Source organism: Curtobacterium sp. 24E2 (assembly GCF_016925595.1).
In the GTDB taxonomy this organism is placed as follows: Bacteria; Actinomycetota; Actinomycetes; order Actinomycetales; family Microbacteriaceae; genus Curtobacterium.
Genome location: NZ_CP068987.1, coordinates 1953429 through 1978621 on the forward strand (window position 1 = coordinate 1953429; position 25193 = coordinate 1978621).

At 71.8% G+C, this 25193-nt stretch carries 27 protein-coding genes and 3 pseudogenes; 19 read left to right on the forward strand and 11 right to left on the reverse strand.

All coding sequences use genetic code 11. The features are described from left to right. The first annotated feature begins 1 nt into the window (after position 1). The 3 genes from JN350_RS09730 to JN350_RS09740 are packed head-to-tail and all read left to right on the forward strand — an operon-like array spanning position 2 to position 1449. Positions 2-559, forward strand: a complete 558-nt coding sequence (locus JN350_RS09730) for a GNAT family N-acetyltransferase (protein ID WP_205462051.1) — start codon at positions 2-4, stop codon at positions 557-559. Positions 560-568: 9 nt separating this feature from the next. Beyond that, positions 569-1192, forward strand: coding sequence for a hypothetical protein (locus JN350_RS09735; protein WP_205462052.1), 624 nt, complete (start codon positions 569-571; stop codon positions 1190-1192). Next, a complete protein-coding gene (locus JN350_RS09740; protein WP_205462053.1) occupies positions 1189-1449 on the forward strand; it encodes a hypothetical protein in 261 nt (86 codons plus the stop codon). The genes JN350_RS09735 and JN350_RS09740 overlap by 4 nt, the downstream gene beginning before the upstream one ends. A 32-nt stretch (positions 1450-1481) precedes the next feature. Here JN350_RS09740 and JN350_RS09745 read toward each other — a convergent pair whose 3' ends face one another. Beyond that, complete coding sequence (locus tag JN350_RS09745; RefSeq protein WP_205462054.1) at positions 1482-2699, reverse strand: MFS transporter; 1218 nt, start codon at positions 2697-2699, stop codon at positions 1482-1484. 102 nt (positions 2700-2801) lie between these two features. Between JN350_RS09745 and JN350_RS09750 the strand changes: the two genes are divergently transcribed. Next, positions 2802-3653 (forward strand): SDR family NAD(P)-dependent oxidoreductase, encoded by an 852-nt coding sequence (locus JN350_RS09750; RefSeq protein WP_205462055.1) that lies wholly within the window; start codon positions 2802-2804, stop codon positions 3651-3653. 420 nt (positions 3654-4073) lie between these two features. Beyond that, positions 4074-4514 carry a cysteine hydrolase family protein gene (locus JN350_RS09755; protein ID WP_240347238.1) on the forward strand — a complete coding sequence of 147 codons (441 nt, stop codon included), beginning with the start codon at positions 4074-4076 and terminating at the stop codon, positions 4512-4514. Between the two features lie 94 nt (positions 4515-4608). On the opposite strand, the gene arr is transcribed toward JN350_RS09755, so the two are convergent. Then, positions 4609-5019, reverse strand: a complete 411-nt coding sequence (gene arr, locus JN350_RS09760) for an NAD(+)--rifampin ADP-ribosyltransferase (protein ID WP_205462056.1) — start codon at positions 5017-5019, stop codon at positions 4609-4611. 99 nt (positions 5020-5118) lie between these two features. Here arr and JN350_RS09765 point away from each other — a divergent pair. From JN350_RS09765 to JN350_RS09775, 3 genes and pseudogenes are all read left to right on the forward strand, one after another. Next, positions 5119-6050 (forward strand): annotated as a pseudogene (locus tag JN350_RS09765) (ABC transporter ATP-binding protein). Further along, complete coding sequence (locus JN350_RS09770; protein ID WP_205462057.1) at positions 6047-6907, forward strand: ABC transporter permease; 861 nt, start codon at positions 6047-6049, stop codon at positions 6905-6907. The pseudogene JN350_RS09765 and the gene JN350_RS09770 overlap by 4 nt, the downstream one beginning before the upstream one ends. Before the next feature lie 109 nt (positions 6908-7016). Then, complete coding sequence (locus JN350_RS09775) at positions 7017-7514, forward strand: hypothetical protein (RefSeq protein WP_205462058.1); 498 nt, start codon at positions 7017-7019, stop codon at positions 7512-7514. Here JN350_RS09775 and JN350_RS09780 read toward each other — a convergent pair. Next, positions 7496-8095, reverse strand: a complete 600-nt coding sequence (locus JN350_RS09780; protein WP_205462059.1) for a dihydrofolate reductase family protein — start codon at positions 8093-8095, stop codon at positions 7496-7498. The two genes, JN350_RS09775 and JN350_RS09780, sit on opposite strands and share 19 nt — an antisense overlap. Before the next feature lie 202 nt (positions 8096-8297). On the opposite strand from JN350_RS09780, the pseudogene JN350_RS20825 reads away from it, so the two are divergent. Together JN350_RS20825 and JN350_RS19360 are read left to right on the forward strand one after the other, a co-directional pair. Further along, positions 8298-9032: pseudogene (locus JN350_RS20825) on the forward strand (family 43 glycosylhydrolase); the annotation flags it as partial. Then, on the forward strand, positions 9023-10099 hold the full coding sequence (locus JN350_RS19360) for a family 43 glycosylhydrolase (RefSeq protein WP_240347242.1): 1077 nt from the start codon (positions 9023-9025) through the stop codon (positions 10097-10099). The pseudogene JN350_RS20825 and the gene JN350_RS19360, both read left to right, overlap by 10 nt. 9 nt (positions 10100-10108) lie before the next feature. Here the strand turns inward: JN350_RS19360 and JN350_RS09795 are convergent, their stop codons facing one another. Beyond that, positions 10109-10912, reverse strand: coding sequence for a hypothetical protein (locus JN350_RS09795; RefSeq protein ID WP_205462062.1), 804 nt, complete (start codon positions 10910-10912; stop codon positions 10109-10111). Positions 10913-11121: 209 nt separating this feature from the next. Between JN350_RS09795 and JN350_RS09800 the strand changes: the two genes are divergently transcribed. Next, positions 11122-12558: a protein kinase domain-containing protein gene (locus JN350_RS09800; protein ID WP_205462063.1), complete on the forward strand. Its 1437-nt coding sequence runs from the start codon at positions 11122-11124 to the stop codon at positions 12556-12558. 627 nt (positions 12559-13185) lie between these two features. On the opposite strand, the gene JN350_RS09805 is transcribed toward JN350_RS09800, so the two are convergent. From JN350_RS09805 to JN350_RS09820, 4 genes are all read right to left on the reverse strand, one after another. Beyond that, a complete protein-coding gene (locus tag JN350_RS09805; protein WP_205462064.1) occupies positions 13186-13668 on the reverse strand; it encodes a tetratricopeptide repeat protein in 483 nt (160 codons plus the stop codon). Then, entirely contained in the window at positions 13665-14519 is an 855-nt protein-coding gene (locus tag JN350_RS09810; RefSeq protein ID WP_205462065.1) for a DUF6807 family protein, read from the reverse strand. Before JN350_RS09810 ends, JN350_RS09805 begins: the two co-directional genes overlap by 4 nt. Positions 14520-14529: 10 nt before the next feature. After that, a complete protein-coding gene (locus JN350_RS09815; RefSeq protein ID WP_205462066.1) occupies positions 14530-15186 on the reverse strand; it encodes a class I SAM-dependent methyltransferase in 657 nt (218 codons plus the stop codon). 207 nt (positions 15187-15393) lie between these two features. Next, the gene (locus JN350_RS09820) at positions 15394-16047 is read right to left on the reverse strand and encodes a FadR/GntR family transcriptional regulator (RefSeq protein ID WP_240347243.1); all 654 of its coding nucleotides are present in this window, start codon (positions 16045-16047) and stop codon (positions 15394-15396) included. A 275-nt stretch (positions 16048-16322) separates the two neighbouring features. On the opposite strand from JN350_RS09820, the gene JN350_RS20160 reads away from it, so the two are divergent. The 7 genes and pseudogenes from JN350_RS20160 to JN350_RS09850 all read left to right on the forward strand — a co-directional run bounded on the left by JN350_RS20160 (position 16323) and on the right by JN350_RS09850 (position 22594). Beyond that, entirely contained in the window at positions 16323-17144 is an 822-nt protein-coding gene (locus tag JN350_RS20160; protein ID WP_275897970.1) for an MFS transporter, read from the forward strand. Positions 17145-17499: 355 nt separating this feature from the next. Further along, positions 17500-17808 carry a hypothetical protein gene (locus JN350_RS19365; RefSeq protein WP_461964399.1) on the forward strand — a complete coding sequence of 103 codons (309 nt, stop codon included), beginning with the start codon at positions 17500-17502 and terminating at the stop codon, positions 17806-17808. Then, positions 17805-19527: pseudogene (locus tag JN350_RS09830) on the forward strand (dihydroxyacetone kinase family protein). The gene JN350_RS19365 and the pseudogene JN350_RS09830 overlap by 4 nt, the downstream one beginning before the upstream one ends. A 26-nt stretch (positions 19528-19553) precedes the next feature. After that, positions 19554-20039: a ribose-5-phosphate isomerase gene (locus JN350_RS09835; protein ID WP_205462067.1), complete on the forward strand. Its 486-nt coding sequence runs from the start codon at positions 19554-19556 to the stop codon at positions 20037-20039. Next, complete coding sequence (locus JN350_RS09840; protein ID WP_205462068.1) at positions 20039-20839, forward strand: triose-phosphate isomerase family protein; 801 nt, start codon at positions 20039-20041, stop codon at positions 20837-20839. The genes JN350_RS09835 and JN350_RS09840 overlap by 1 nt, the downstream gene beginning before the upstream one ends. Continuing rightward, positions 20836-21681 (forward strand): sugar phosphate isomerase/epimerase family protein, encoded by an 846-nt coding sequence (locus JN350_RS09845; protein ID WP_205462069.1) that lies wholly within the window; start codon positions 20836-20838, stop codon positions 21679-21681. The genes JN350_RS09840 and JN350_RS09845 overlap by 4 nt, the downstream gene beginning before the upstream one ends. Positions 21682-21766: 85 nt before the next feature. After that, positions 21767-22594 (forward strand): phosphogluconate dehydrogenase C-terminal domain-containing protein, encoded by an 828-nt coding sequence (locus JN350_RS09850; RefSeq protein ID WP_205464426.1) that lies wholly within the window; start codon positions 21767-21769, stop codon positions 22592-22594. Between the two features lie 120 nt (positions 22595-22714). On the opposite strand, the gene JN350_RS09855 is transcribed toward JN350_RS09850, so the two are convergent. From JN350_RS09855 to JN350_RS09865, 3 genes are read right to left on the reverse strand one after another with little or no spacing between them, the layout of a single operon-like run. After that, positions 22715-23083, reverse strand: coding sequence for a hypothetical protein (locus JN350_RS09855; RefSeq protein WP_205462070.1), 369 nt, complete (start codon positions 23081-23083; stop codon positions 22715-22717). Positions 23084-23091: 8 nt separating this feature from the next. Continuing rightward, the gene (locus JN350_RS09860) at positions 23092-23286 is read right to left on the reverse strand and encodes a hypothetical protein (RefSeq protein ID WP_205462071.1); all 195 of its coding nucleotides are present in this window, start codon (positions 23284-23286) and stop codon (positions 23092-23094) included. 31 nt (positions 23287-23317) lie between these two features. Continuing rightward, entirely contained in the window at positions 23318-24241 is a 924-nt protein-coding gene (locus JN350_RS09865; RefSeq protein WP_205462072.1) for a hypothetical protein, read from the reverse strand. A gap of 80 nt (positions 24242-24321) precedes the next feature. On the opposite strand from JN350_RS09865, the gene JN350_RS09870 reads away from it, so the two are divergent. After that, the gene (locus JN350_RS09870) at positions 24322-25083 is read left to right on the forward strand and encodes an SDR family NAD(P)-dependent oxidoreductase (protein WP_205462073.1); all 762 of its coding nucleotides are present in this window, start codon (positions 24322-24324) and stop codon (positions 25081-25083) included. Positions 25084-25193: the final 110 nt, after the last annotated feature.

Here is a 25193-nt window from a genome sequence, read left to right on the forward strand (position 1 = left end):
CATGGTGGTCGCCCTGCGCCCGTGGTCGGTCGACGACGCACCTGCGCTGCTCCTCGCCCGGCGGACGACGCCGGACCTGGAAACGCAGTTCCCCGACGCCGATCTGCGCGACGAGGCGCAGTCGCGCGAGCACATCAGCCGTTCCCTCGGATTCGGCGACCGCGCAAAGAACTGGGCGGTCGTGGACGCCGGTGTCGTGATCGGGAACGTCGGGCTCACCGCGATCGAGTTCCGGCACGGGACGGCTTGGGCGTCCTACTGGCTGGCGCGTGGGGGACGCGGACGCGGACTGGCGACGGCGGCGCTGGCGAGTGTCTCGTCCTGGGCGTTCGGCGTCGGGCTGTTCCGCCTGGAGCTCGGGCACCGGGTGAACAACCCCGCGTCCTGCCGGGTCGCCAGTGCCGCCGGGTTCGCCGCGGAGGGCACCGAGCGACAGAAGCTGCGGTACGGCGTCGAACGCTTCGACGTGGAGACCCACGCTCGGCTCGCGACGGATCCGGCCCCGGCTCTGCCGACGCTGCCGGTGCACGCGGACGGTGTCGGTCGGGGCTCGTCCTAGGCTCGGCACGTGGAACTGATCACCGACGTGTCCCGCGGCGCCTGGCTGCTCGCCCGGGCGGGAACGTTCGGCACCGTGGGCGGGACAGCCGGAACCGGGTTCGAGGCCTCCGCGCGCATCCTCCACCCGGTGTCGGCGGACCGCGAGGACCGTTCGACCGTGGACGAACGGGAGGACCACCCCGTCCTCGAGTCCGGCCGGTGGCGGTGGTCCGACGTCGCATCGCGAACGGGCGGCATCGTGCACCCACTCGTCCAGTGGCGGAGCCTGACCGGCCGGACCGACGAGTCCGACCTGGTGTTCGAGGACGGCTGGCGCGTCCACCCGCCCGAGGAAGGTTGGTTCGAGCCGATCCTGCTTGCTGCGCTCACCGAGCACCTCGCGGCATCGACCTCGACATCGGACGACCTGGTCGCGGCGATCTGGAGCGGGTGGAGCGAACTGAGCGGGGGTCGACGCTTGCTGTCGGGTGGCAGGGCGCCGATCAGGCGACTGCGGAGGAGATCGAGGCGATGCGCCGCTACGCGCTCGAGATCCAGGCGCAGCACGACGATGCGCAGGCCGCGATCCGTGCTGCCCTCGCGGTCGAACGCTTCGACTGGCCGCACCGCGAGTGCCTCCTCCTCTCGATGACCCTGCTGCAGCTCGCCGACCCGGCGTGGCTGGACCGTGCCCGGATCGGGACGGTCGCGGACCTGCACCACACCCCGCAGATGCTCTGGCCGGAAGACCACTCCTGGGTGCTCGCGTCGGAGATCGACTGGGACTCGACGATCGTCGCCGGGTCACGTGCCCTGGTCGACGCGGTCCTGGCCGACGACCGGTTCGAGGCCTTCCCGGTCGACGAGGACAGCGACCTGACGTGGGGCGGCGATCCCGTCAACGGGTGAACCGTGGCGGTGTCGGCGGCCTCGCCTGTCGACTAGAGCCGCGCGGGGAACGCCGATCGTCGGCCGACCAGCGTGAGCAGCGCCGCGACCGCCCCGAACACGATCATCACCACGGCCAGGACCAGTCCGTCGAATACGGTCAACAGCGCGGCTCCGAAGATCCCGGCGACGAAGATCGCGATGTTGAACGCGACGGGCAGGAACGCGCTGGCGACGTCGGCGTTCTCCCCGCCGGCCGTGGTGAGCGCCGCTTGCAGCTGCGTCGAGGCGCCACCGAAGCTGACACCCCACAGGACGGCGGCGACGAGGACGGCGACCGGCGATGCGTGGCCGACGAGCAGCACGACGCCGGTGACGACGAACAGTCCGACGCTCAGGTGGAGCAGGGGGCGGGGGTGCCGATCGAGCAGTGCTCCGGTGATCACGACGCCGAGGATCGCTGCGATGCCGTAGACGAGGAGGACGAGTCCGGCGCTGAGGTCGGTGCCGGTCACCCGCAGGTACGGGGAAATGTAGGTGTAGATCGTGTTGTGCGCGACCATCCACGTGGCGATGACGGCGAGGATGATCGCGATCCCACGGATGCGGAACACCTTGACCACGGAGAGCTTCGCAGTGCCGGTCTGGCCGGGTGCGTCCGGCACGAACGCCGCGATCAGCGCGAGGATGACGACCCCGACGAGGCTGAGGCCGATGAACGACCAGCGCCAGTCCAGGGCGGTGCCGATGAACGACCCGAGCGGCGTGCCGAGCGCGAAGCCGACGGGGGCGCCCGTGGAGACGATGGCGAGCGAGACGCCTGCGAACCGCACGGGACTGATGCGCCGCGCGTAGGTGGCGAACATGCCCCAGATGATCCCGGAAGCCGCGCCGGCGACGAACCGCGTGACGAGCGCGATGGTCACGTTCGGGGCGAACGCGGTGAGGGTGTTCGCGATGATCAGCACGGCGATGGCCGTCGTGATCAACGGCTTGCGGCGCAGGCCCCGAGTGAGTGCGATCGCCGGCACCGTGACGATGACCGTGCCGATCGCGTAGGCGCTGACGAACAGTCCGACCGTGCCCTCGGACGTCCCCATGCCGTCCGCGATGACCGGCAGGAGGCCCGCGGGCATGGTCTCCATGGCGACGAGCACGAACCCGATCGCCGCGAGCAGTGCGAGCGGGAACCACGGCAGCCGGTCGTCGGCAACCGGAGTGGTCGGCGGAGCCGACGGAGCCGACGGGCTCGTGGTCACGAGGGGGTCCATGTCCCTGACGCTAGGGCGGCTCGAGCGTCGGAAGGGAGGTTCTGCTCGACCCCGTTTCGGCAGAGCCTCACTCGTTGCGCGGAAGTGGTCTTCGCTGGGGGCATGACCGAACCCCAGACCTTCTTCATCACCGGGACCAGCCGCGGCATGGGCACCGAGTTCGCGCGCGCAGCCCTGGACGCCGGACACCACGTCGTCGCGACCGGGCGGGACCCGGAACGCGTCGTCGCAGCGGTGGGCACGCACGATGAGCTGCTCGCCGTCGCGCTGGACGTCACGGACGAGCGCACCGTCCGGAGTGCGGTCGACGCAGCGATCGAGCGGTTCGGCCGCATCGACGTCCTGGTGAACAACGCCGGGAGCTTCCAGGCCGGGTTCTTCGAAGAGGTCTCCCCGGAGCAGTTCCGCGCGCAGATGGAGACGAACTTCTTCGGTGCGATGAACGTCACCCGCGCGGTGCTCCCCGTCATGCGGGCACAGGGCTCCGGTCGGGTCATCAGCATCAGCTCGACCGCGGGCGTCGTCGCCGGTGCCGGTGGGAGCGCGTACGCCGCGTCGAAGTTCGCGCTCGAGGGGTGGATGGAGGCCTTGCACGACGAGGTCCTGCCGTTCGGCATCCACACCACGGTCGTCGAGCCCGGCTTCTTCCGGACCGACCTGCTCGCCGAGGGCAGCTCCACGTTCTGGGGCGACGTCCACCTCGACGACTACCGGTCCTCGTCGGACCAGACCAAGGAGTTCTTCCGCGGCATGGAGGGCAAGCAGAGTGGCGATCCGGCGAAGCTCGCCCGGACGCTCCTGGCCCTGACGGAGATGTCCGCACCGCCGGTGCGCCTCGTCGCCGGTGCGGACAGCGTCGAGGGGGTCGTGCGGAAGGCGCAGCAGCTCGTCGAACAGGCGCGGGCGTTCCCGGAACTGACCTCATCACTCGACCTGGACGACCAGCAGCGCTGAGTCGGAGATCGGTCCGGACCAAACCCCTCGAACGGGGGCTCCGAATGAGTCCGGTCGTTCATGACCCGTTACAGGACGCGCCCTCGTCGTCGACCCGAACTTCGACGTGGGCGCGTTCGTACGCCGGAGCAATCGATCCGGCGCCCGGTTCCGAACAACCCGCAGTAACGGGATCAGGAGTTGTCCGTCCGGCCCTGTTCGGGTCAGGCACCGGACGGGCAGCTCTTCGTCGTCAGCGGCGCACCGGGTCGCATCCGGGTCACAGCGCACCCGCCAGGTCTCGCCAGCATCGAAGCCCGCCGCCCGCCATACTGAACCGATGACCCGCGCGCTGCTCCTCGTCGACATCCAGCTGGACTACTTCCCGGGCGGGGCCTTCCCCTCGTCGAACCCGAGGCCGCTGCCACCGCGGCCCGCACCGTGCTCGACTCCTTCCGCGCTGCCGGCGACCTGGTGGTGCACGTCTTCCACGTGTCCACCGACCCCGACGCCACGTTCTTCGTGCCGGGCACGCCGGGCCTCGACTTCCACCCGGCGGTCGCGCCCGTCGACGGCGAGCCGGTCCTCGAGAAGCACGCACCGAACAGCTTCATCGGCACCGGGCTCCAGGAACTGCTGACCGACGCCGGAGTCGACGAGGTCACGATCGTCGGGATGATGAGCAGCATGTGCATCGACTCGACGACCCGGGCCGCGCACGAACTCGGCTTCACCGCGACCGTCGTCGCCGACGCGTGCGCGGCGCCGGACCTGACGCTCGGGGGCGTCACCGTCCCGGGCGCGAGCGTCCACACCGCCTTCATGGCGGCGCTCGACGGCAGCTTCGCGACCGTCACGACGAGCGACGCGCTCAGCCGCTGACGTCCGCAGGGCACGTTCGGGGCACTGAGACCAGGGCGAAGCGGACGGGAGGCCCGTGGCGGCCCCGCCCCGCGCCTCCCGTCCGCCAGCCGGCTCAGTTGATGATCTCGCCGCGCTCGTCCGCGCGCAGCGCGGCCAGGCGCTCGCGCCAGAGGCGCAGCGCGTCGGGCGTGAGTCGGGGCCAGTCGATGACCTCGCGGACGATCCGCACCGGTTCGGTGCTGCGGTAGGACCGGGTCGGGTTGCCGGGGAACTTCTCGTCGGCGACGTTGGGGTCGTCCTCGTACGGACCGGTCGGCGCGAACTCGTAGACCCGCGGTTCGGCGTCACCGGCGGCGAGCTCGGCCGCGAGCCCGGCGCGGTCGGAGACCGCCGTGAAGGAGACGTGGTTCATGACCACCTCGGGGCGGTGATTCGACCGGAAGCCCGCGGTGAGCAGGTCGCCCGGTACGAGGTCGGCCTTCGTGCCGTGGAAGAACCGTCCGTCGTCCTGTGCCTGCTCCACGGCGTCAGGCTAGGCCGAACGGCTCCGGCCCCCGCGCGCCTGACACATCCCCCTTCCGACGGACGCGCCGCCGGACACCCCTGCAATAGCGTGGCCGCCGTGATCGAAGTCAGCCACCTCACCAAACAGTACGGTCCGAAGACCGCCGTGGACGACGTCTCGTTCGTCGTCCGACCCGGCAGTGTGACCGGCTTCCTGGGGCCGAACGGCGCCGGGAAGTCCACCACGATGCGCATGATCATGGGCCTCGACCGGCCCACCGCGGGGAGCGCGACGGTGAACGGCCAGCCGTACACGACGTTCCGCGACCCGCTCCGACAGGTCGGTGCCCTGCTCGAGGCGAAGGCGGTCCACTCGGGCCGCAGCGCCTACAACCACCTGCTCTCGCTCGCGGCGACCCACGGTATCCCGAAGGCCCGCGTGCACGAGGTCATCGACATGACCGGCCTCGAGTCCGTGGCGAAGAAGCGCGTCGGCGGGTTCTCGCTCGGCATGGGGCAGCGCCTGGGAATCGCTGCCGCACTGCTCGGCGACCCGAAGACCCTGATCCTCGACGAGCCCGTCAACGGCCTCGACCCCGACGGCGTGCTGTGGGTCCGGCAGCTCGCCCGACGGATGGCCGCCGACGGTCGCACCGTGTTCCTGTCCAGCCACCTGATGAGCGAAATGGCGCAGACCGCCGACCGCGTGGTCGTGCTCGGCCGCGGCAAGGTCCTGGCCGACGCCCCGATCGCCGAGTTCGTCGCCGGTGGGGAGCCGCACCGGGCGCCGCCGGCGGTGGCAGCCGGGTCATCGTCCGGACGCCGTCGCCCGACCAGCTGTTCCAGGCCATCGGCCCGAACGCGACGGTCACCCCGCGCGAAGACGGCACCTTCCTGGTCGTCGGTCCCGACGCACCGACGGTCGGCAACATCGCCGCCCAGGCCGGCGTCGCACTGCACGAACTCACCCCGACCGGCGCGAGCCTGGAGGAGGCCTACATGGCCCTCACCCGCGACGATGTCGAGTACCGATCGGAGGGCACCCGATGAGCGCCACCACCTCGCCCACCACGCCGTCGACCCGCATGCACGGTGCGACCCGCCTGTCGTTCCCCCACCTGGTGCGGAGCGAGTGGATCAAGCTGCGCAGCATCCGGTCCACGTTCTGGTGCTACGCGATCCTGGTGCTCGTGACGATCGGCATGGCCGCACTCGTCGGTGCGAACACCAACAGCGGCGGCGACCAGATGCCGAGGGACATCGCCAACGGCACCCTCGTGAACGTCAACACCGTGGGCGTCCTGCTCTCGTCGCTCGTCGTGGGCGTGCTCGGCGTGCTCATCATCACCGGCGAGTACGGCACCGGTCAGGTCCGCTCGACGTTCACGGCCGACCCCCGGCGCACCGGTGTGATCCTCGCGAAGGCCGTGGTCCTGGCGGTCACGACGTTCGTGGTCAGTGCCGTCGCGACCTGGATCGGTGTGCTCATCTCGCTGCCGCTGCTGGCCGGCAACGGTGTGGAGCCGGAGATCGGCAACCCGGCGGTGTTCCTGCCCATCCTCGGGTCGTCCGTTTACCTGACGTTGCTCGCCCTGCTCGCCTACGGGATCGGGCTGCTGGTCCGGTCGAGCGCCGGCGGCATCGCGATCACGCTCGGCATCCTGCTGGTCCTGCCGGTGGTCCTGTCGCTGATGGCGGGGCTGATGAACCTCGAGTGGCCGGTCAACATCATGAAGTTCCTGCCCGACCAGGCCGGCAGTCAGCTCTTCGCGTACTCCTACGACGGACAGGAAGCCAGCCAGGACGACATCGTCCTGAACGGCTGGGGCGGCTTCGGTGTCCTGGCGGCCGAGGTGCTCGTCGTGGGTGCACTCGCGCTGACGGTCGCACGTCGACGCGACGTCTGACCCGAGCGAGCGCGCACGCGTTCTGCGACGTCCCACCTGTCGATCGACGGGTGGGACGTCGTTCGTTGCGCCTGCATCGACTGGCCCCTGGCCTCGCTAGGCTCACGGCGTGCGACACCTCCCCGCCCTGGTCCTGCCGGCGCTCGCCGTCGTGGCCCTGCTGGCCGGCTGCACATCGGCCCCGCCCGTCGACGAGCAAGCCCTCGGCAGGTGGAAGACGCAGCAGGAGGCGAGAACCGAGACCGATGACGCGGTCCTCGGGGTGCTGAGCGCCGACACGAGCCCCGGCGACGAGGACCCGGCCCATCTCGAGCCCGGCGTCCGCGTCCAGTTCCCGGACTCGCGGACGATCGACCACCTCGAGTTCTCCTGCTACGGCAACGGTCACATGCGCGGCATCGTGCGGACGGTGCTGCCGGGCGGATCGCAGAGCATCGAACTCGATCCGATGGACTGCCGCGACAGCCCGCACCGGATCGAGCTGTCATCGAGCAAGGCCGTCGACAGCGTCGCGTTCAACGACTTCGACAGCGATCGGCCGAGTGCCTGGCGCCTGGTCATCATCGGTCCAGGCCCCTCGGGGAGTGACTACCGCAGCACCTGGTAGCGGTGCAGCGTGACCCCGTTGTGGTACTCCCGCTGCTCGAGCAGGTCCAGCAGCACCGGCGGTCGCACGCCCGTCTCCGGCGGGTCGAACAGCGGCCGACCGGCACCGAGCACGGCTGGGTGCGTGTAGAGCAACAGCTCGTCGAGCAGCCCCGCATCGAGCAGCTGTGTCGCGAGGTTCGGGCCGCCGACGCCGATGTCGCCCTCGGACTCCTCGCGCAGGACGGCGAGCTGCGCGATCGCGTCGTCGCCCCCGATGATCCGGGTGTTGTGGTCAGCGCTGGTCCGGGTGCGCGAGACCAGGACCTTCGGCTGGTCGGTCCAGACCTCGCCGTACTCGCGCATGAACGCCGGCATCGACTCGTCGGTGCGGGCATCCGGCCAGAACGGGTCCATCATGTCGCGGACGACCCTACCCTCGACGGACAGGGTCATCGCCGCGGCGCGGGCGTTGAACTCGCGGTGCAGCGGCTCGCCGATCCGCATCCACTCGGGCCCATCGACGTCGCCGAGTTCTCCGGCGTCGCGCTCGACGAAACCGTCGACCGACACGTTCATCCAGTACACGAACCTCGCGGGCATCGCTGACTCCTTCGTCGCGCGGAACCCGACGGAACCGGCCCGGTCCGCTGCCCGCGAGCGTACCCTCGCGCACACAGCCCTTCCTCGACGATGAGAGCAGGACCCCGTGCGCCGAACAGTCGCAACCATCCTCGCCGTCGCGACGCTCACGGCGGTCGCGACCACGGGCCTCCCGGTCGGCCCCGCCGCAGCGTCCACGCGCGTGGCGGACCGGACCACCGGCCACAGCAGCACGGGACACGGCGCGGCGGCGCCGACCCACCGGAACCCGGTCGCGCTCAGCCTGCCCGACGGCGAGACGGCGGCGAGCTGCGCCGACCCGACCGCGATCCGCGGCGTCGGGCGCGACCGCAACTGGTACCTGTACTGCACCACCGACGCGCTGACGGCGACGGAGCAGAACGCCGACGGGTCGCTCGTGCAGCACGGCGTGCCGACCTACCGGTCGACCGACCTGACGCACTGGACGTACGTGAACGACGCGTTCCCGACGCGACCGGCGTGGGTGGGGGCCGCCAACGGGATCTGGGCGCCGGACGTCGTGTACCGGGCCGGGGACCGCGGTCGCGCGGGCACCTGGTACCTGTACTACGCCGCGTCGGACACGCCCACGGCGACCGCGCCGACCGGTGGCGGCTCGGCAGTGGGCGTCGCGACGAGCTCGAGCCCGACCGGTCCGTGGAAGGACTCCGGCGGCCCGGTCGTGGCACCGCAGACCGCCGCGAACGGCACCGGGGCGCGTTGGGCGTTCGACCCCGAGGTCATCTCCGACAAGGGCACCACGTACCTGTACTTCGGCAGCTACTTCGGCGGCGTCAACGTCCGCACGCTCAGCGCCGACGGACTCCGCTCCGACCCCGCGAGCGAGCGGCAGATCGCGATCGACAACCGGTACGAGGGCGCCTACCTGATGCGCCACGACGGCTGGTGGTACTTCATGGGCTCCGCCACGAACTGCTGCAACGGCGCCCTGACCGGGTACGGCGTCTTCGTCGCCCGGTCGCGCAGCCCCTCGGACCCTTCACCGACCAGGACGGTGTCGCGATCACGAGCACACGGGTCGGCGGGACACCCCTGCTCGCGCAGAACGGCAACCGCTGGGTCGGCACCGGGCACAACACGGTGGTCACCGACCTCGCCGGCCAGGACTGGATCATCTACCACGCGGTCGACCGCCGCGACCCGTACTACGCGGGGCAGCCGACGTACACGAAGCGGCCGGCGCTCATCGACCCGCTCGACTGGCGGCACGGCTGGCCCGTCGTGCGGGGCGGAGCGGGACCGTCCGACACGGTGCAGCCGGGGCCGGTCGCACAGCCGGGACAGCGTGCGACCTACCGGGCGACCACCGCACCCGTCGACGTGCCCGGACGGACCATCCGCGCGCTGTCGACGTCGTTCGACGGGAGCACGCTCCCCACGGCGCTCCGCTGGACCCGTGAACCCGACCGCTCGACCTGGACCGTCGGCGGCGGCACGTTCCGCTGGCAGACGCAGGACGCCGACATCCACCCACCGGCGACGCCACTCGCCTCGGTGCTGTCCGAACCGGCACCGCGAGGCGACTACGTGGCGCAGACGACCGTCGCGGTGGACACCCCTGCCACCGGTGACGGCGTGAACTACGTGCAGGGCGGACTGATCGTGTGGGGCGACGACGGCAACTACGTCCGTCTGACGTCGAACTCGATCTTCAACACCCGGCAGACGGAGTTCGGCAAGCAGGTCTCCGGGCAGCCGGCCGGAGCCCCGAGCTACGGCAACACGGTCGTCGGACCGGTCGGGGACGCCACCACGCTCCGGATCGTGCACCGGGTCGTCGGCGGGGAGCACCGGTACACCGCCTGGACGAGCGTCGACGGGCGGCACTTCGTCCGTGGTGGGACGTGGACGGCGGACCTCGGGAGCGCGCCGAGGATCGGGCTCATCTCGCTCGGCGGTGCCGGGTTCACGAGCACGTTCGAGGACCTGCGGGTGAGCACGGTGGCGACGCACCGGTGGTGACGGTCCGGCTCAGCGCACCTGCGGCTCGTCGATCGCCCAGTACCAGTCGTTGTCGGCGTTGGTCAGCGCCCACTGGACGCGGACCTGCTTCGCACCGGACGGCACCGTGACGGGGACCGACGCGACCTGCGCGATCTGGTCGCTCGTGTACGACGCGACCTGCCGGAACGCGCCGCCGTCGAAGGACACGAGGACGGTGGCCTGCTGCGTGCCCTCCTGGCGGTAGTGGTTGCCGAACGAGACGGTCGCGCTGGTCTTGCCCACGACCGAGTACGGCTGCGAGGTGATGCGGCTCGAGAACGTGCCGGTGTGGGTCTTGTCCGCCCACTCGTCGGAGTCGGCGACGGCGAAGACACCGCGTTCGCGGACGTTGGCCTCGCGGGTCTGGTCGCGCTGCGTCTGCGTCCAGAAGTCGTCGTCGGTCAGGGTCCAGCCTGCCCACTCGGTGACGCCGCCGGTGCCCATGCCGGTGTTGTCGACGCTCCAGCCGGTCGGCATGCTCTTCGTCCAGCCGAGCGTCGAGGCCGGGATCCCGGTCTCGTCGACGCGGGGCTTCAGGGCGCCGACCATCGTGTCGAACGGGTCGGTCGACGCGGTCGCGAGCGGACGGCCGTCGAGCTCGGCGGGGCGGGCGACGCCGAACGTGGCGAGGACGTCGGCGGCTACGTCGACGTTCTTCGGGCGGATCGCCGGGGTCTGCTTCGTGATGCCGGGGCCGGTCTTGATGATGAACGCCGAACGCTCGGCCGGGGTGCTGCCGCCGTGGCCGCGGGCGTCGGTGTGCCCGTGGTCGCGGTCACGATGAACGACCACTGCTCCGACGAGTACGTCGAGCGGGCCTTCACCGCTGCCTGCAGCTGCCCGACGTACCCGTCGACCTCGGTGATGGCGTCGAGGTACTGCTGCGACGCGGCACCGTACGAGTGGCCGGCGTGTCCATCCGGAGAACGCCGCGGGCCACCACGATCCCCGTCGGGATGGGAAGATGCACCGAAGCCTGCCCGCACCGAGAACGAGGTTCGATGAGTCCGACCGAGGACCCCCAGTCCGCGGCCCCACTGCTCGACGGGCGCTACCGACTCGAACACGCCATCGGCCAGGGCGGCATGTCCGTCGTGTACCGCGGCATCGACGAGAGCCTGCACCGCCCCGTCGCCGTCAAGGTGTTCCACGCCGGCACCGTCGACATCGCCCGGCAAGAAGCCGAGCTCGGCGTGCTCGCCTCGCTCGAGCACCACAACCTGGTCAGCCTGCTCGACACCGGCGTCGTCACCGGCCACGACGGCACCCACCAGCGCTACCTCGTGATGGCGCTCGTCGTCGGCCAGGACCTCGAGGAACGCCTCGCCGTCGGTCCGCTCGCCTCCCGCCACATCGCCGAGATCGGCTACGACATGGCCGAGGCGCTGCACTACATCCACAGCCACGGCGTGGTGCACCGCGACATCAAGCCGTCGAACATCCTGCTCGTCGACTACGGCCACGACTCCGACCGTGCCCGCGCACGGCTCACCGACTTCGGCATCGCGCTCGCCGCGGGCGTCGAACGCATGACCGCCGACGGCGTCACCACCGGCACGGCCGCCTACCTCAGCCCCGAGCAGGCCCGCGGCGGCGACGTCGGGAGCCCGAGCGACGTCTACTCGCTCGGCCTCGTGCTGCTGCAGTGCTTCACCCGTCGCCGGGAGTTCCCCGGTTCGCTCGTCGAGTCCGCCGTCGCCCGGCTGTCCCGCGACCCGGTCGTGCCCGAGCCCCTGCCCGAGCACTGGAAGCAGCTGCTCCGCGCGATGACCGCGCAGGACCCGGCCGCGCGCCCCGCCGGCGCCGAGCTCGTGACGCTGCTGCGCGACGTCGTCATCGCCGAGACCGCCGGCACCGACCACGTCGTGGACACCACGGCGTCGGCTCCGGCCGCTGCTGCCGGTGCACCCCGAGCCGACGCCGACACGGCCCGACCGGCGACGCTCGACACCCTGCCCGACGAGGCCCTGCACCGCACCACCGCGATGGCCGCCCGCCTGTTCGACGCGCCCATCGCCCTGGTCGAGGTGCTCGACGAGGACCGCGCCTGGTCGCAGTCGTACATCGCCGAGGGCGTCGACGAAGCGGCGCGCAACATCAACTTCGGCAACGGCTTCGCGCCCGTCGCGGTCCCCGTGGTGATCCCGGACGGGTCGATCCACCCGGACATGCAGCACAGCCCGCTCGTCACCGGCGCGCTCGGCATCCGGTTCTACGTGAGCGTGCCGCTCGTGCGGCACGACGGCGTCCCGATCGGCACCCTCGCGGTGCTCGACACGAAGCCGCGGCAGGCGACCGAGGCCGACCTCGCCAACCTGCACGACCTGGCCGCCCTCGCCGTGACGCAGCTCGAGATCCGGCAGGAGTCGCTCCGCACGACGAGCGACTCGCTGCCCGTCGCGCAGGTGACGGGGCAGCAGGAGGGCGCGCGGCCCTAGACGGTCGCCGCTGACGGACGGGAGGCCCGGTGCGGGCCCGCCCCGCGCCTCCCGTCCGCCCTGCGGTCGCGCCCCGTGCGTCGATCCCGCCGAAGGTGGTCGCCTGCCCGCGCGTTCGCGCGCCCGTGCGCCCGTGCGCCCGTGTCGGCTTGCTCGGCTTGCTCGGCGTGCTCGGCTTGCTCGGCGCGCCCGGCGCGCGGCCGCCTGCCCCCTGCCCATGTGCCCGCGCCGGACGCCGAGCGGGCGAAATGCCAGGCTTGCGCGCCCCGCGACCCGGGCATTTCGCCCGCTCACGGGAGCATGCCGGAACTCGCATGCATCCGCTGGAATACGAGCGCCCGTTCGCGCGAGCGGGCGAAATGCCGGGGTGGGCGGCCGAACCGACCCGGATGTTTCGCCCGTTCGCGGGTGCGGGCGGCGGGAGTGGGTGCCGGCGGGCGCGGTGGCGGGATCGACGGGGCGTGAGGTCGATCCCGGCTGATCGGGCACTGCCCCTGTCGGTTCAGCCGAAGCACGCTCGGCCCGTGGGGAGGGAGCGCCTCACTGGGCGTCAGTCGACCTGTCCGGTTCCCGGGCTCGTGCGCGTCTCCGCGAGCCGGACCGTCACCGCCGCCCGGCTCGTGCAACTCACTCGGTGAGGGCGGCTGCGTAGGCGCGGACCGAGCGGTGGTAGCGGGGGAGCGTCGGCTCGACGGCCTCGATCGCGACACGCAGTGCCTCGTTGTGACGGCCCGCGCTGTGCAGCGCGAGCGCGAGGAACACCCTCGGCGCGGCACCCGTGGACGGGTGTTCCGGGGCGTCGCGGAGCATCGCGATGGCCTCGTCGACGCGGTCGAGGTTCCGCAGGGTCGAGGCGTGCTGCACGACCATCTGCGCAGCACGGGCGGGATCGACGTCGGCGAGTCCCGCGGCGGTGGCAGCTGCGTAGTGGACGTCGGCCTCGGCCTCGTGGCCACCGGAGTCGTTCGCGCCGCCGAGCTCGAACGCGCCGAGGGCCGGGTGCGGCGCAGTGCCGGCGAGTTCGCGCATGCGGTCGATGCGCTGCTGGTCGTCGATCGTGTCGTCGGCCCAGAGTGCGGCGACGCGGGCTTCCCAGTCTGCGGTGCTCATCGGTCCAGCCTATTGCCGCCCGGCGTCGCAGCGTCGGTGGCCGTCGTGCCGTCGGTGATGGTCGCGCGGAAGGAGCGGACGAGCGGGACGCCGGGGTGCACGAGCGCCGGCACACGCCAGGCGAGGGCCGAACCGATCGCCGGGTACTCGGCGGCACGGACGAACCAGGGATCGCGGTGGTCGAGCGCTTCGAGTCGGATCGTCGCCGGCGCTCCCTCGAACACCGCGGACCACTCGACCCAGGGCGCGACCGAGCCGTGCACCGCCGCTTCGCCCTGCGCGTCAGCGGTCCGGACGACCACGTCGGTGCAGTCGGCGAAGCGCCAGAAGAACCCGCCGTACCCGGCGCCGACCCGGCCGTTGCTGCCCGGACCGCCAAGGTGCACCACCGCATCACCGGGCGTGCGGAACGACGAGGACCAGTTCAGTTCCCACCCGGAGTCGACGGCGCGCCAGGCGAGTGTGCGGTCCTCGTGCAGGACGACTGCGTGGTCGGGACCGCGCCAGACGAGTTCCTGGGTCGTGCTGCTGCCGTACTGAGCGGGACGCTGCTCGGCGCGCACGACGTCGACACGGCCGTGGTCGTCGCGCCACACGTAGCCCCGACCGTGCACGTAGGTGCGACCGCCCCAGCAGTTCACGCCGTCGACGTCCGGGATCGCGACCCCGACACCGCAGTGCCAGTCGTGGTCGGCCGGGTGGTGGGCGCTCAGCACGGTGCCGCCGAGGGTCCGTACCGGGTGCAGGTACGGGCGAGGGGACGAGGTGTCGGTGGTGCCGGCGCCGTCGCGCTCGACCGCGACCTCGACGGCGCCCACCTCGATCGTGCGGACGCGGTCGTCGGTGCTCACCGCTCCGACGCTACCCGTGCAGACGGCGGACCATCACCACGCTGTCGAGCACCTCGTGCGGATCGCCGTCGGGCGTCGTCGCGGTGCGCGGCCGCAGTTCGGCGGCGACGACGTCCCACGAGCTGTCGAGCTGCAGGGCCGTCAGGTCCTCGTCGGGCGTCGGGAACCGGTACTCCCGCATCTCTGCCGGCAGGTCGTCGTGCGGTGGGGCAGCGTGCGCGGTGACGAGCAGGTGCCCGCCGGGTGCGACGAACCCGGTGGCCCGGCGCAGGATCTCCGCGCGGGGGATCTCCACCGGCCACGACTGCAGGAACGACGCCGTCACCAGGTCGAAGTGCGCAGCCGTCTCCCACGTGGCGAGGTCGGCGGCGACGAACGCGGTCTGTTCCTCGACCCCGGCCGACACGGATGCCCGCGAACCGCGCTCGATCGCCGTCACCGACAGGTCGACTCCCAGTGCGTCCCAGCCGTGCTCGGCGAGCCAGACGACGTCACCGCCCTCACCGCAGCCGAGGTCGAGCGCGCGCCCCACCGGTAGCTCCGCGGCGACGTCGGCCAGCACCGCGTTCACCCGGCCCGACCAGATCCCGTCCCGCTCGGCGTACCGCTGCTCCCACCAGTGGCGGGCCGAGCCGACGCCATCGACGGTGGTTTCGTGTGCATGCATCTGCCCAGTCGAGCGCACCTGCCGGGCCGAACCCAAGCCCGGTTGCCGCCCCGGCAAGGTCGCACGGTGCGAGGCGGACCCGCACCGGGCCTCCCGGCCGCCCGATCGTGAGCAGAGGATGTCGGGTCGCCGTCACGGACCCGACCATTTCTGCTCACGAAGCGCACGCGCACGTGCACGCGCCGCGCGCACGCGCCCGCGCACGCGTCACTCGGCGGGAGGGATGGGCTCCGCGTTCTCGATGCGGGCGCTCGCCGTGGCCATGTGCTCGTCCATCGCCCGCTGCACGGCTGGCACGTCGCCGGCCCGGAGTGCCTCGTAGATCGCACGGTGTTCGTCGTAGGCCGCCTCGGTGGCCTGGCGGGTCTGGACGCGGCGGCCGACCCACACGCTGAGCATCGAGCGCAGGCTCTGCAGCAGGTCGCCGAGCACGTCGTTCCCCGCGGCCCGGGCGAGCAGGACGTGGAAGCGCACATCGGCGTCGATGAAGGCCTCGGGGTCGTCGAGGGTCGCCTCTTGCCGGACGAGGTACTCGCCGAGCTCCGCGACCTGCTCGGGCGTGGCGCGCTGCGCGGCGAGGATCGCGACCGTGCGCTCGAGCGACGACCGGACCTCGAGCAGCTCGCGGGTGCGGTTCGAGGCGAGCATGAGGCCCCACGACAGCGTCGTCGGCAGCAGGTCCGAGGTGCCGCCCTGCAGGTACGTGCCCGAGCCGGGCCGGATCTGCACGATGCCCAGGATCTCGAGGGCGGCCAGGGCCTCGCGCACGGCGGAGCGTCCGACCCCGAGCCGCTCGGCCAGGATCCGCTCGGACGGCAGCCGCGAACCGGGCGCCAGCTCGCCCGCCGTGAGCAGGGACACGAGCTGTCGGGCGACCTCGGAGGCGGGCGACCCCGCGGGCACGGACTCGAGTTCGAGTCGGATGTTGAGGGGTCGTCCGGGCTGAACGCGGGCATGCAGCGAGCGTACCGTTCGGTCAACCGGTTCGGTTTCGAGGGTCTTGGCTTGGTTTGGTCAACCGGTTGACAAGTCGGCCTCGAATGCGCACACTGGACCAGGCGCACCGATGCGTCCGCTCCGTCCGGGCGCAGCAGCACGGGTCGGAGTCGTACCACCCCCACCGAGCAGGAGTCATCGTGGACATCCCCGCCACGCGAGGCATCCCCACCTCGGTCGTCGAGAAGACGGCCATCCGCAAGATCGCGATCCGCATCGTGCCGTTCGTGGCACTGATGTTCTTCATCAACTTCCTCGACCGCACCGCGATCTCCTTCGCGGCCCCGAACGGCATGGAGGCGGACCTCGGTCTGACCGCCGCCCAGTTCGGGTTCGCCTCCGGCGTGTTCTTCATCGGCTACCTCGTGCTCGAGGTGCCCTCCAACCTGGCGCTCCACAGGTTCGGCGCGCGCATCTGGCTCGCGCGCATCATGATCACGTGGGGCATCGTCTCGCTGCTCTTCACGTGGGTGCAGAACTACCCGCAGCTCGTCGGGCTGCGCTTCCTGCTCGGCATCGCCGAGGCCGGGTTCTTCCCCGGCGCGATCCTGTTCCTGTCGACGTGGGTGCCCGCCCGGCACCGCGGCAAGATGCTCGCGCTGTTCTACCTGGCCCAGCCCCTGACGAGCGTCATCGGCTCCCCGCTCGCCGGCTGGCTGATGACCCACGAGGGCCTGCTCGGCGGCCTGGCCGGCTGGCGCTTCATGTTCCTGTGCGTCTCGATCCCGGCGATCATCGTCGGCGTCCTGTGTCTCTTCGTGCTCAAGGACAAGCCGTCGCAGGCGAAGTGGCTCGACGAGGACGAGAAGGTCTGGCTCGAGACGACGCTCGCTGCCGAGAGCGCCGCGAAGAGCGGGGAGACGGGCACGCCAAGGGCGGTCTCCGTGCGGCCTTCGGTTCCGGCCGGGTGTGGATGCTCGCCGCGGTCTACTTCGGCTTCATCTACGGCCTGTACGCGCTGAGCTTCTTCCTGCCGACCATCATCGACGGCTTCCAGGAGCAGTTCGGCACCACGTTCGACCTGTTCCAGAAGGGCATGATCACGGCGATCCCGTACGTCCCCGCCGCGGTCGTCCTGTACTTCTGGTCGCGTGACGCCTTCCGCCGTGGCGTCCGGGTCTGGCACATCGCCGTCCCCGCGCTCGTCGGCGGCCTGAGCATCCCGGTCGCGCTCTACATGAACAGCCCGGCCGCCACGATCGCCGTCATCGCGATCACGGCCTGCGCGATCTTCGCCGCGCTGCCGAACTTCTGGACCGTGCCGACGCAGTTCCTGACCGGTGCCGCCGCGGCCGCGGGGTCGCGCTCATCAACACGATCGGGAACCTCGGTGGGTTCGCCGCCCCGTACATCACGGGCGTCGTCAGCGGGTGGACCGGCGGCTACCAGGTCCCGATGTTCATCGTCGGCTTCTTCATGGTGCTGTCGAGCGTGCTGATGTTCGTGCTCGGTCGGAACACGAAGCAGAACGAACGACGGGACGCCGACGCTGCGGCGCAGGCCACGCCGACCGCGACGACCGCGCAGGCCGAGACGACCGCGCAGGCCACGCCGACCGCGACGACCGCGCAGGCCGAGACGACCGCGCAGGCCACGACGACCACCACCCAGGAGCGCCACGCATGACCCGCCTGTTCAACGACCCGGCCGACTTCGCCGACGAGATGGTCGACGGTTTCGTGGCCGCGAACCAGGCCCGGGTCCGCAGGGTCCACGGCGGCGTCGCCCGCTCGACCACCAGCCCCGAGGGGACCGTCGCGCTCGTCGTCGGCGGCGGCTCCGGCCACTACCCGGCCTTCGGCGGACTCGTCGGGCCGGGCCTCGCCGCCGGCGCTGCGATGGGCAACCTGTTCGCCAGCCCGAGCGCCCAGCAGGTCGCGGCGGTCGCGAAGGCCTCCGAGCACGGCGGCGGGGTGCTGCTGAGCTACGGCAACTACGCCGGCGACGTGCTCAACTTCGACGCCGCGGCGCGGGCACTGGCCGACAGCGGGATCGACGTCCGCACGGTCCGCGTGACCGACGACGTCGCCTCCGCCCCGAGCGCCGAAGCCCACAAGCGCCGCGGCATCGCCGGTGACCTCTGCGTCTTCAAGGTCGCCGGTGCCGCCGCGGAACGCGGGGACGACCTCGACACGGTCACTGCGATCGCGACCCGTGCCAACGACCGCACGCGCAGCTTCGGCGTCGCGTTCTCCGGCTGCTCGCTCCCCGGCGCGGACGAGCCGCTCTTCACCGTCCCCGAGGGTCGGATGGCGATCGGCATGGGCATCCACGGCGAACGCGGCATCGCCGAAGCCGACGTTCCCACCGCGTCCGGACTGGCCGACCTGCTCGTCGACAAGCTGCTGACCGAGCTGCCGGAGGGTGGAAGCGCACGCCGGCCAGCGCGTCGTCCCGATCCTGAACGGCCTCGGTTCCGTCAAGTACGAGGAGCTCTTCGTCGTCTTCGGTGCCGTGCAGCGGAAGCTCACCGACGCGGGCGTCGTGGTCGTCGAGCCCGAGGTCGGCGAACTCGTCACGAGCTTCGACATGGCCGGCGTCTCGCTGACGCTCTTCTGGCTCGACGACGAACTCGAGCAGCTCTGGGCCGCGCCCGCCGACAGCCCCGCGTACCGCAAGGGCGGTGCCGTCCCGCAGCAGCCGGTCGCCGCCGACGTCCTCGCGGCCGACGTCCAGGCGCCCGTCACGGTCGGTTCGGAGGCGTCGCAGGCGTCCGCCGTCCGGGTCGCCGCGGCGATCGCGGCCATCCGCACCACCATCGACGACCACGCCGACGAACTCGGTCGCATCGACGCCGTCGCCGGGGACGGCGACCACGGGATCGGCATGCAGCGCGGCGCCACCGCGGCGGACCGTGCCGCCGCGGACGCGGTGACGCGCGGCGCCGGTGCCGGCACCGTCCTGGCGATCGCCGGGGACGCGTGGTCCGACAAGGCCGGTGGCACGTCCGGAGCGATCTGGGGAGCCGCCCTGGAGGCACTGGGTCGCGTCCTCGGGGACGACGAGCGTCCGTCAGCTGCCACGCTCCAGAGCGCGGTGCACGCCGCCACCGAGGCGGTCCTCGCCTTCGGCGCTGTCCCCGGTGACAAGACCATGGTCGACGCGATCGTCCCGTTCGACCAGGTCCTCACCGACCGCGTCGCGGCCGGCGACGACCTGGTCCGTGCCTGGTCGGCCGCGTCCGCCGCGGCGACTGCTGCCGCCGATGCGACCGCCGAGCTGCTGCCGAAGATGGGCCGCGCCCGCACCCACGGCGAGGACGCGGTCGGCACCCCCGACGCCGGTGCGATCTCGTTCGCCCTGATCACCGCGGCGGTCCTGTCGACCGTCTCCGTCCCCGCCTGACCCACACCACCACGAAAGGCACCCGCATGAGTGACCAGCAGTTCCGCATCGTCGTCGGCTCGGACGATGCCGGGTTCGACTACAAGGAGATCATCAAGCAGGACCTGCAGGCAGACCCGCGCGTGGCGTCGGTCGTCGATGTCGGCGTCGACGCGGACGGGCACACCGCGTACCCGCACGTGGCCGTCGACGCAGCGCGACTCGTCGCGTCGGGTGAGGCGGACCGCGCGATCCTGATCTGCGGCACCGGACTCGGTGTCGCGATCGCGGCGAACAAGGTCCCCGGCATCCGGGCCGTCACGGCGCACGACTCGTTCAGTGTCGAGCGTTCGGTCCTGTCGAACGACGCCCAGGTCCTCTGCATGGGCCAGCGCGTCGTCGGCGTCGAGGTCGCCCGCCGGATGGCGAAGGAGTGGTTGGGCTACGAGTTCGACCGCTCCAGCGCCAGCGCGTCGAAGGTCCAGGCCATCTGCGAGTACGACGGCTCGGCCCCGGTCGGGACCGACGCCTGATGCCGGCGACCACGGCGGCGGCCTCGATCACGATCGGGGTGTCGCTCAAGATGTACTTCGGGCACGCCCGGACGCTCGAGTGGGCGGCCGCCGTGGCCGACATCGCCCGGACCCACCCCGCGGTGCAGTCCGGCGCCGTCGAACTCTTCGTCATCCCGACGTTCCCGTCGCTCGTACCGGTGCACGCCGTGCTCGAGCGCACCCCGGTGCTCCTCGGCGCGCAGGACCTGGCATGGGCCGACGAGGGTGCCTTCACGGGCGAGGTGTCCGGCCGCGAACTCCGCGAGGTCGGGGTCGACCTGGTCGAGATCGCGCACGCCGAGCGTCGCTCCCTGTTCCACGAGTCCGACCAGGACATCGCCGGCAAGGTGCACGCCGCCTTCCGCAACGGCCTGCGTCCCCTCATCTGCATCGGTGAGACCGACCGGGCGGCCGACGGCGACCCGTCCGCTGCCGTCGCCGAGGTCACCGCGCAGCTCGACCGCTTCGTCGCGACGGCCGTCGCCGACGGGCTCGCCGGGCCGGTCATCGCCGCCTACGAGCCGGTCTGGGCCATCGGCGCACCGCAGCCCGCTCCCGACGAGCACATCGTCGCGGTGCTCGCGGGCATCGAGCAGCACCTGGCGAACCGGTCGGAGCTCGCCGGTTCGGTCGTCATCTACGGCGGCAGCGCCGGGCCGGGCCTGCTCACCCGGGGACAGGGCCGTATCGGTGGCCTGTTCCTCGGCCGCTTCGCCCACGACCCCGAGGCGATCCGCACGATCCTCGACGAAGCCGAGGCGCTGGGGGCGACCGCATGACCTCCCTGCTCGGTCTCTCCACCTACGCCTACTCCTGGCGCATGTCCGACCGTGTGCCAGCACCGCTGTCCCTCGACGACGCCCTGCGCGACGCCGCGGCCCACGACGGCGTCGACCTGTTCCAGATCTGCGACCACCAGCCGCTCGACACCGCGTCGGACGACCGGCTGGCCGCGATCCGGACGCTGGCCGACGACCTCGGACTCACGCTCGAGGTCGGCACCCGCGGCACCGAGCCGGCGCACCTCGCCCGGTACCTGCACATCGCGCGGGCACTCGGCGCGACGCTCGTCCGGTCGATGTGGACGAGCGGCGACGACCAGCCCGACGCCGCCGAGACCGAACGCCGTCTGCGCCAGGCGCTCCCCGCCTACGAGGCAGCGGGAGTGACGCTCGCCCTCGAGACCTACGAGGTCGTGGCCACCGCCGACCTCGTCGCGGTCGTGCAGGCGATCGGTTCCGACCACCTCGGCGTCTGCCTGGACCCGGCGAACACCGTCGCACGGCTCGAACACCCCGCCGACGTCGTCGCGATGACCGCCCCGCACGTCGTCAACTGGCACGTCAAGGACTCCGGGTTCACCCGGTCGCCGGGGTGGGTCGGGTTCCAGTACACCGGCGTCCCGATGGGCGCCGGGGTCATCGACCACGACGCCGTCCGCGCCGCGATCGACCCCGACGCCCGGGGGATCAACCGCGTCATCGAGTTCTGGCTGCCCTGGCAGGACGAGCACGCGGGTGCCGACCCGCGACCGGGCGAGACGCCCGCACAGACCACCACCCGCATCGAGGCGGCGTGGACCGAACACACCATCGAGCACATCAGGAGCAAGGAATCATGACCGACACCGTCACCACCCCCACACCGTCGCTGCCGGATCCGGTACGGCCGACGTCACCGTCGCCGTGATCGGTGCCGGCGGCAAGATGGGCACCCGCGTCTCGAACAACTTCGCGAAGAGCGAGTACACGACGCTCTACAGCGAGGCCTCGCCCGCCGGGCAGGAGCGCATCCAGGCGCTCGGCCGGTCACTCACCGACAGCGTCGAGGCCGCCAAGGTCGCCGACGTGGTCATCCTCGCCGTGCCGGACGTCCTGCTCGGCACCATCTCGGAACAGCTCGTCCCGGTCATGAAGTCGGGTGCCAGCATCCTGACGCTCGACCCGGCCGCCGCCTACGCCGGACTGCTCGCCAAGCGCGAGGACATCCACTACGCCGTCGCGCACCCGTGCCACCCGTCGGTGTTCCTCGAGCGCACCACCAAGGCCGAGTGGGACGACACCTTCGGGGGCATCGCCGCCCCGCAGGAGGTCATCGCGGCCTTCGACGCGTCCGAGTCCCTCGGCGACCAGGACGAGCGTGCCAAGGCGATCGCCGAGGCCGTCATCACCACCATGTACGCGCCCGTCATCCAGGTGCACTGGGTCACGGTGAAGCAGCTCGCCGTGCTCGAGCCGACCCTGGTCGAGACCATCGCCTGCATGATCGGCGACTTCCTCAACGACGCCCTCGAGGAGACCGTCACCGGTGTCGGCGTGCCCCGCGAGGCCGCCCGCGCCATGCTCTACGGCCACACCTGGATCGCGCTGACCAACGGCCTGCGCGGCTCGAACCCGTTCTCGGACGCGTGCCACATCGCCATGGGCTACGGCCGCGAGAAGCTCATCAAGGAGGACTGGAAGCAGGTCTTCGACGACAGCGAGCTCGACGGCGTCATCGCCAAGATGCTCAAGATCGACGCCGTCCGTCGCTGACGATCGTCTGATCCGCCGAAGCGACAGATTCCCGCCGACCATCGGCGGGAATCTGTCGTTTTCGCGGCACTCACCGCCCGCCGCGCACTCACCGTCCCGCGCACGCACCGCCCCGCGCACTCACCGGCCGCCGCGCACCCACGGCCCGCCGCGCGGTCCCCAGGCCTCGGCGAGGGTGATGGAGGCGACCCCCGGCACCGTCAGCGCCTCCACCGACGCCGCGAACCACGCCGCGGCCGCCGCCGAGTGCTGCTCCGGATCCGTCGCGTCCGGCACGAACTGCGGCCCGTACCCGGCGTCGATCGACGCATCGTTCACCAGCGGGCGCGCGGACGTCGCCACCGCGTTGAACCGTGGCCGCAGCGTCACCGGTCCGACGTGGAGCGCCCTGCCGGCGGCCAGCCTGGAGGCGCTCATCACCACCCAGCGCTGCATCCGGATCGACTCGGTCACCTGTTCGTGCGACCGGTCGTGCATCTGCGGCGTCACGCTGAAGGTCAGGGGCCGTCCCAGTCGCGGAACAGGTCGACGGTCCGGTTCAGCTCCGTGAAGTGCGCGCGCGTGCCCGCGACGACCTCGAGGTCGCCGGCTGCAGCCGCAGCATCGAGGAGGGCCTGCTGCAGCGCCGGGGTCGTCACGTGTGTGGTCGGGTCGAACGCGCCGATCCGCACGACCGTGCCCGAGTCGAGCACGTCGTCGATCGCGGCGCGCAGCCTGACCGGGTCATCGGTGACGAACCGGACGTCGAGCGGCCCGCCACCCGCATCGCGTCGAGCGGACGCCAGGACAGCCTTGACGTTCGGATCGCCGAGCACGGGCTCCACCAGGACCGGCACGTCGAGCGGCACCGCGGTCGGGCGCACGTCGGCCGGGCGCGCAGCCGCCGGGGCCGAGGCGGCGAGCAGCTGGAGCGTCGGCGGCGGGGCGACCACGGCGGGGGAGCCGGCCCGTCCAGGCACGCGAGGTCCGGGGCGGGGAGGCCGTGCCTCCCTGTCGACCGTCCGGCGTCGCGCGCAACGTGAGCGACTGGTGGACCACGGAGCCCGCGTCGAGCGCGACGGGGAACGGTTCGGACAACGGCGTCGAGTAGGTCTTGAACGAGGCGTCGGTCCAGTTCCGTTGATCCTCCGTCTCGAACACGTCGCCGGCCAGGTCGAGCGTCAGCGCGACCCGACCCGTCGACCAGTCCAGCCCCGAGAGGTCGGCGGCCGGCTGGTGCGGCGCGATCCAGGTCGGGAACGCGGCCTGGGTGACGGTGCCGGACGGGTGCCGCGCGGTGACGGGCACGCCGGCCAGCGCCGGCGAGTGGAGCACGACCAAGCCGATGCGGTTGCGGCGGAACGGCGTCGTCGTGGTGCCGACCGCGTCGACGTGCAGGGTGGGACCGTCGACCGTGACCTCGAGGACGTACCGGAGCACCTCGGTGCCGTCGTAGCGGGCGCTTGCCTCGATGCCGACCCGCCCGCTCGTGCGGTCGGCGTCGGCGTCGGTCGTCCGGGTGAGCACGATGTCGTCGGCGGTGCGCCAGTCGTGGTCACGCGTCACGAACCGGATCGCCCGCAGCACCGGTCCGCCGTCGTACGCGAGGTCGGCGAGCTCGGCACCGCGCAGCGTGAACCGCCACGCGCCGATCGACACCGCAGTCATGGCTCATGACTACCACCGGTCAACCGGTTGGGCAATGATGGGTCCGTGGAGCGACGACGCTCCCAGGACGGAGCTCCCGCATGACCGCACGACTCGACCACACGACCGCACTCGTCACGGGGGCGGGCTCCGGCATCGGCCGTGCGATCGCGGACCGGTTCGTCGCCGAGGGCGCGCGCGTGGTCTACGCCGACCGGGACGCGACGGCGGCGGGCGCCGCAGCAGCGGCGGCCGGGGCGCTCGCGTTGCCACTCACCATGGACATCGCCGACGAGGCCAGTGTCGCAGCCGGATTCGCCGCCCTCGCGGAGCGCGACCTGACGCCGGACGTGGTCGTCGCGAACGCCGGCGTGCAGTTGTTCGGCCACGACGCCGCGGTCGCCGACGTGTCGCTCGACACCTGGAACCGCACGGTCTCGGTGAACCTGACGGGCACGTTCCTCACCGTGAAGCACGCCGTCCGGGCGATGCTCGCGGCCGGCGGCGGCGGGTCGATCATCGCGACGGGATCACCCACCGGGCTGAACGGCGAGGGGGCGGACTTCGCGGCCTACTCGTCGACCAAGGGCGGCATCCACGCGCTCGTCCGCGCGACCGCGATGGCCTACGCGCGGGACGGCATCCGGGTGAACACCGTCGTGCCGGGCTACACCGAGACCGGCCTCGTCCAGGCGATCTCGGGCGACCCCTCGGCGCGGGCCGCGATCGTCTCCCGCACGCCCCTCGGCCGCCCCGGGACCCCCGACGACGTCACCGGCATCATGGTCTACCTGGCCAGCGCGGAGTCGTCCTACGCGACGGGCGCCGAGTTCCGCGTCGACGGCGGCATGACGAGCCTCTGACCGCCTGCGGCGCGCGCTCGGGCTTTTGCGCGGGCTTGGGCGCAGCGTTCCGCGAAAGCGACAGTGTGCCGCGAACGGTTCGCGGCACACTGTCGCTTTCGCGGACGTGA

Coding starts and splice junctions, on each gene's coding strand:
- JN350_RS09850 (WP_205464426.1), top strand. CDS start 21,767: ATGGGCACCCGCGTCTCGAACAACTTCGCGAAGAGCGAGTACACGACG.
- JN350_RS09865 (WP_205462072.1), bottom strand. CDS start 24,241: ATGACTGCGGTGTCGATCGGCGCGTGGCGGTTCACGCTGCGCGGTGCC.
- JN350_RS09845 (WP_205462069.1), top strand. CDS start 20,836: ATGACCTCCCTGCTCGGTCTCTCCACCTACGCCTACTCCTGGCGCATG.
- JN350_RS09815 (WP_205462066.1), bottom strand. CDS start 15,186: ATGCATGCACACGAAACCACCGTCGATGGCGTCGGCTCGGCCCGCCAC.
- JN350_RS09730 (WP_205462051.1), top strand. CDS start 2: ATGGTGGTCGCCCTGCGCCCGTGGTCGGTCGACGACGCACCTGCGCTG.
- JN350_RS09805 (WP_205462064.1), bottom strand. CDS start 13,668: ATGAGCACCGCAGACTGGGAAGCCCGCGTCGCCGCACTCTGGGCCGAC.
- JN350_RS09780 (WP_205462059.1), bottom strand. CDS start 8,095: ATGCCCGCGAGGTTCGTGTACTGGATGAACGTGTCGGTCGACGGTTTC.
- JN350_RS09800 (WP_205462063.1), top strand. CDS start 11,122: ATGAGTCCGACCGAGGACCCCCAGTCCGCGGCCCCACTGCTCGACGGG.
- JN350_RS09740 (WP_205462053.1), top strand. CDS start 1,189: ATGACCCTGCTGCAGCTCGCCGACCCGGCGTGGCTGGACCGTGCCCGG.
- JN350_RS09835 (WP_205462067.1), top strand. CDS start 19,554: ATGAGTGACCAGCAGTTCCGCATCGTCGTCGGCTCGGACGATGCCGGG.
- JN350_RS09745 (WP_205462054.1), bottom strand. CDS start 2,699: ATGGACCCCCTCGTGACCACGAGCCCGTCGGCTCCGTCGGCTCCGCCG.
- JN350_RS09750 (WP_205462055.1), top strand. CDS start 2,802: ATGACCGAACCCCAGACCTTCTTCATCACCGGGACCAGCCGCGGCATG.
- JN350_RS09870 (WP_205462073.1), top strand. CDS start 24,322: ATGACCGCACGACTCGACCACACGACCGCACTCGTCACGGGGGCGGGC.
- JN350_RS09770 (WP_205462057.1), top strand. CDS start 6,047: ATGAGCGCCACCACCTCGCCCACCACGCCGTCGACCCGCATGCACGGT.
- JN350_RS09840 (WP_205462068.1), top strand. CDS start 20,039: ATGCCGGCGACCACGGCGGCGGCCTCGATCACGATCGGGGTGTCGCTC.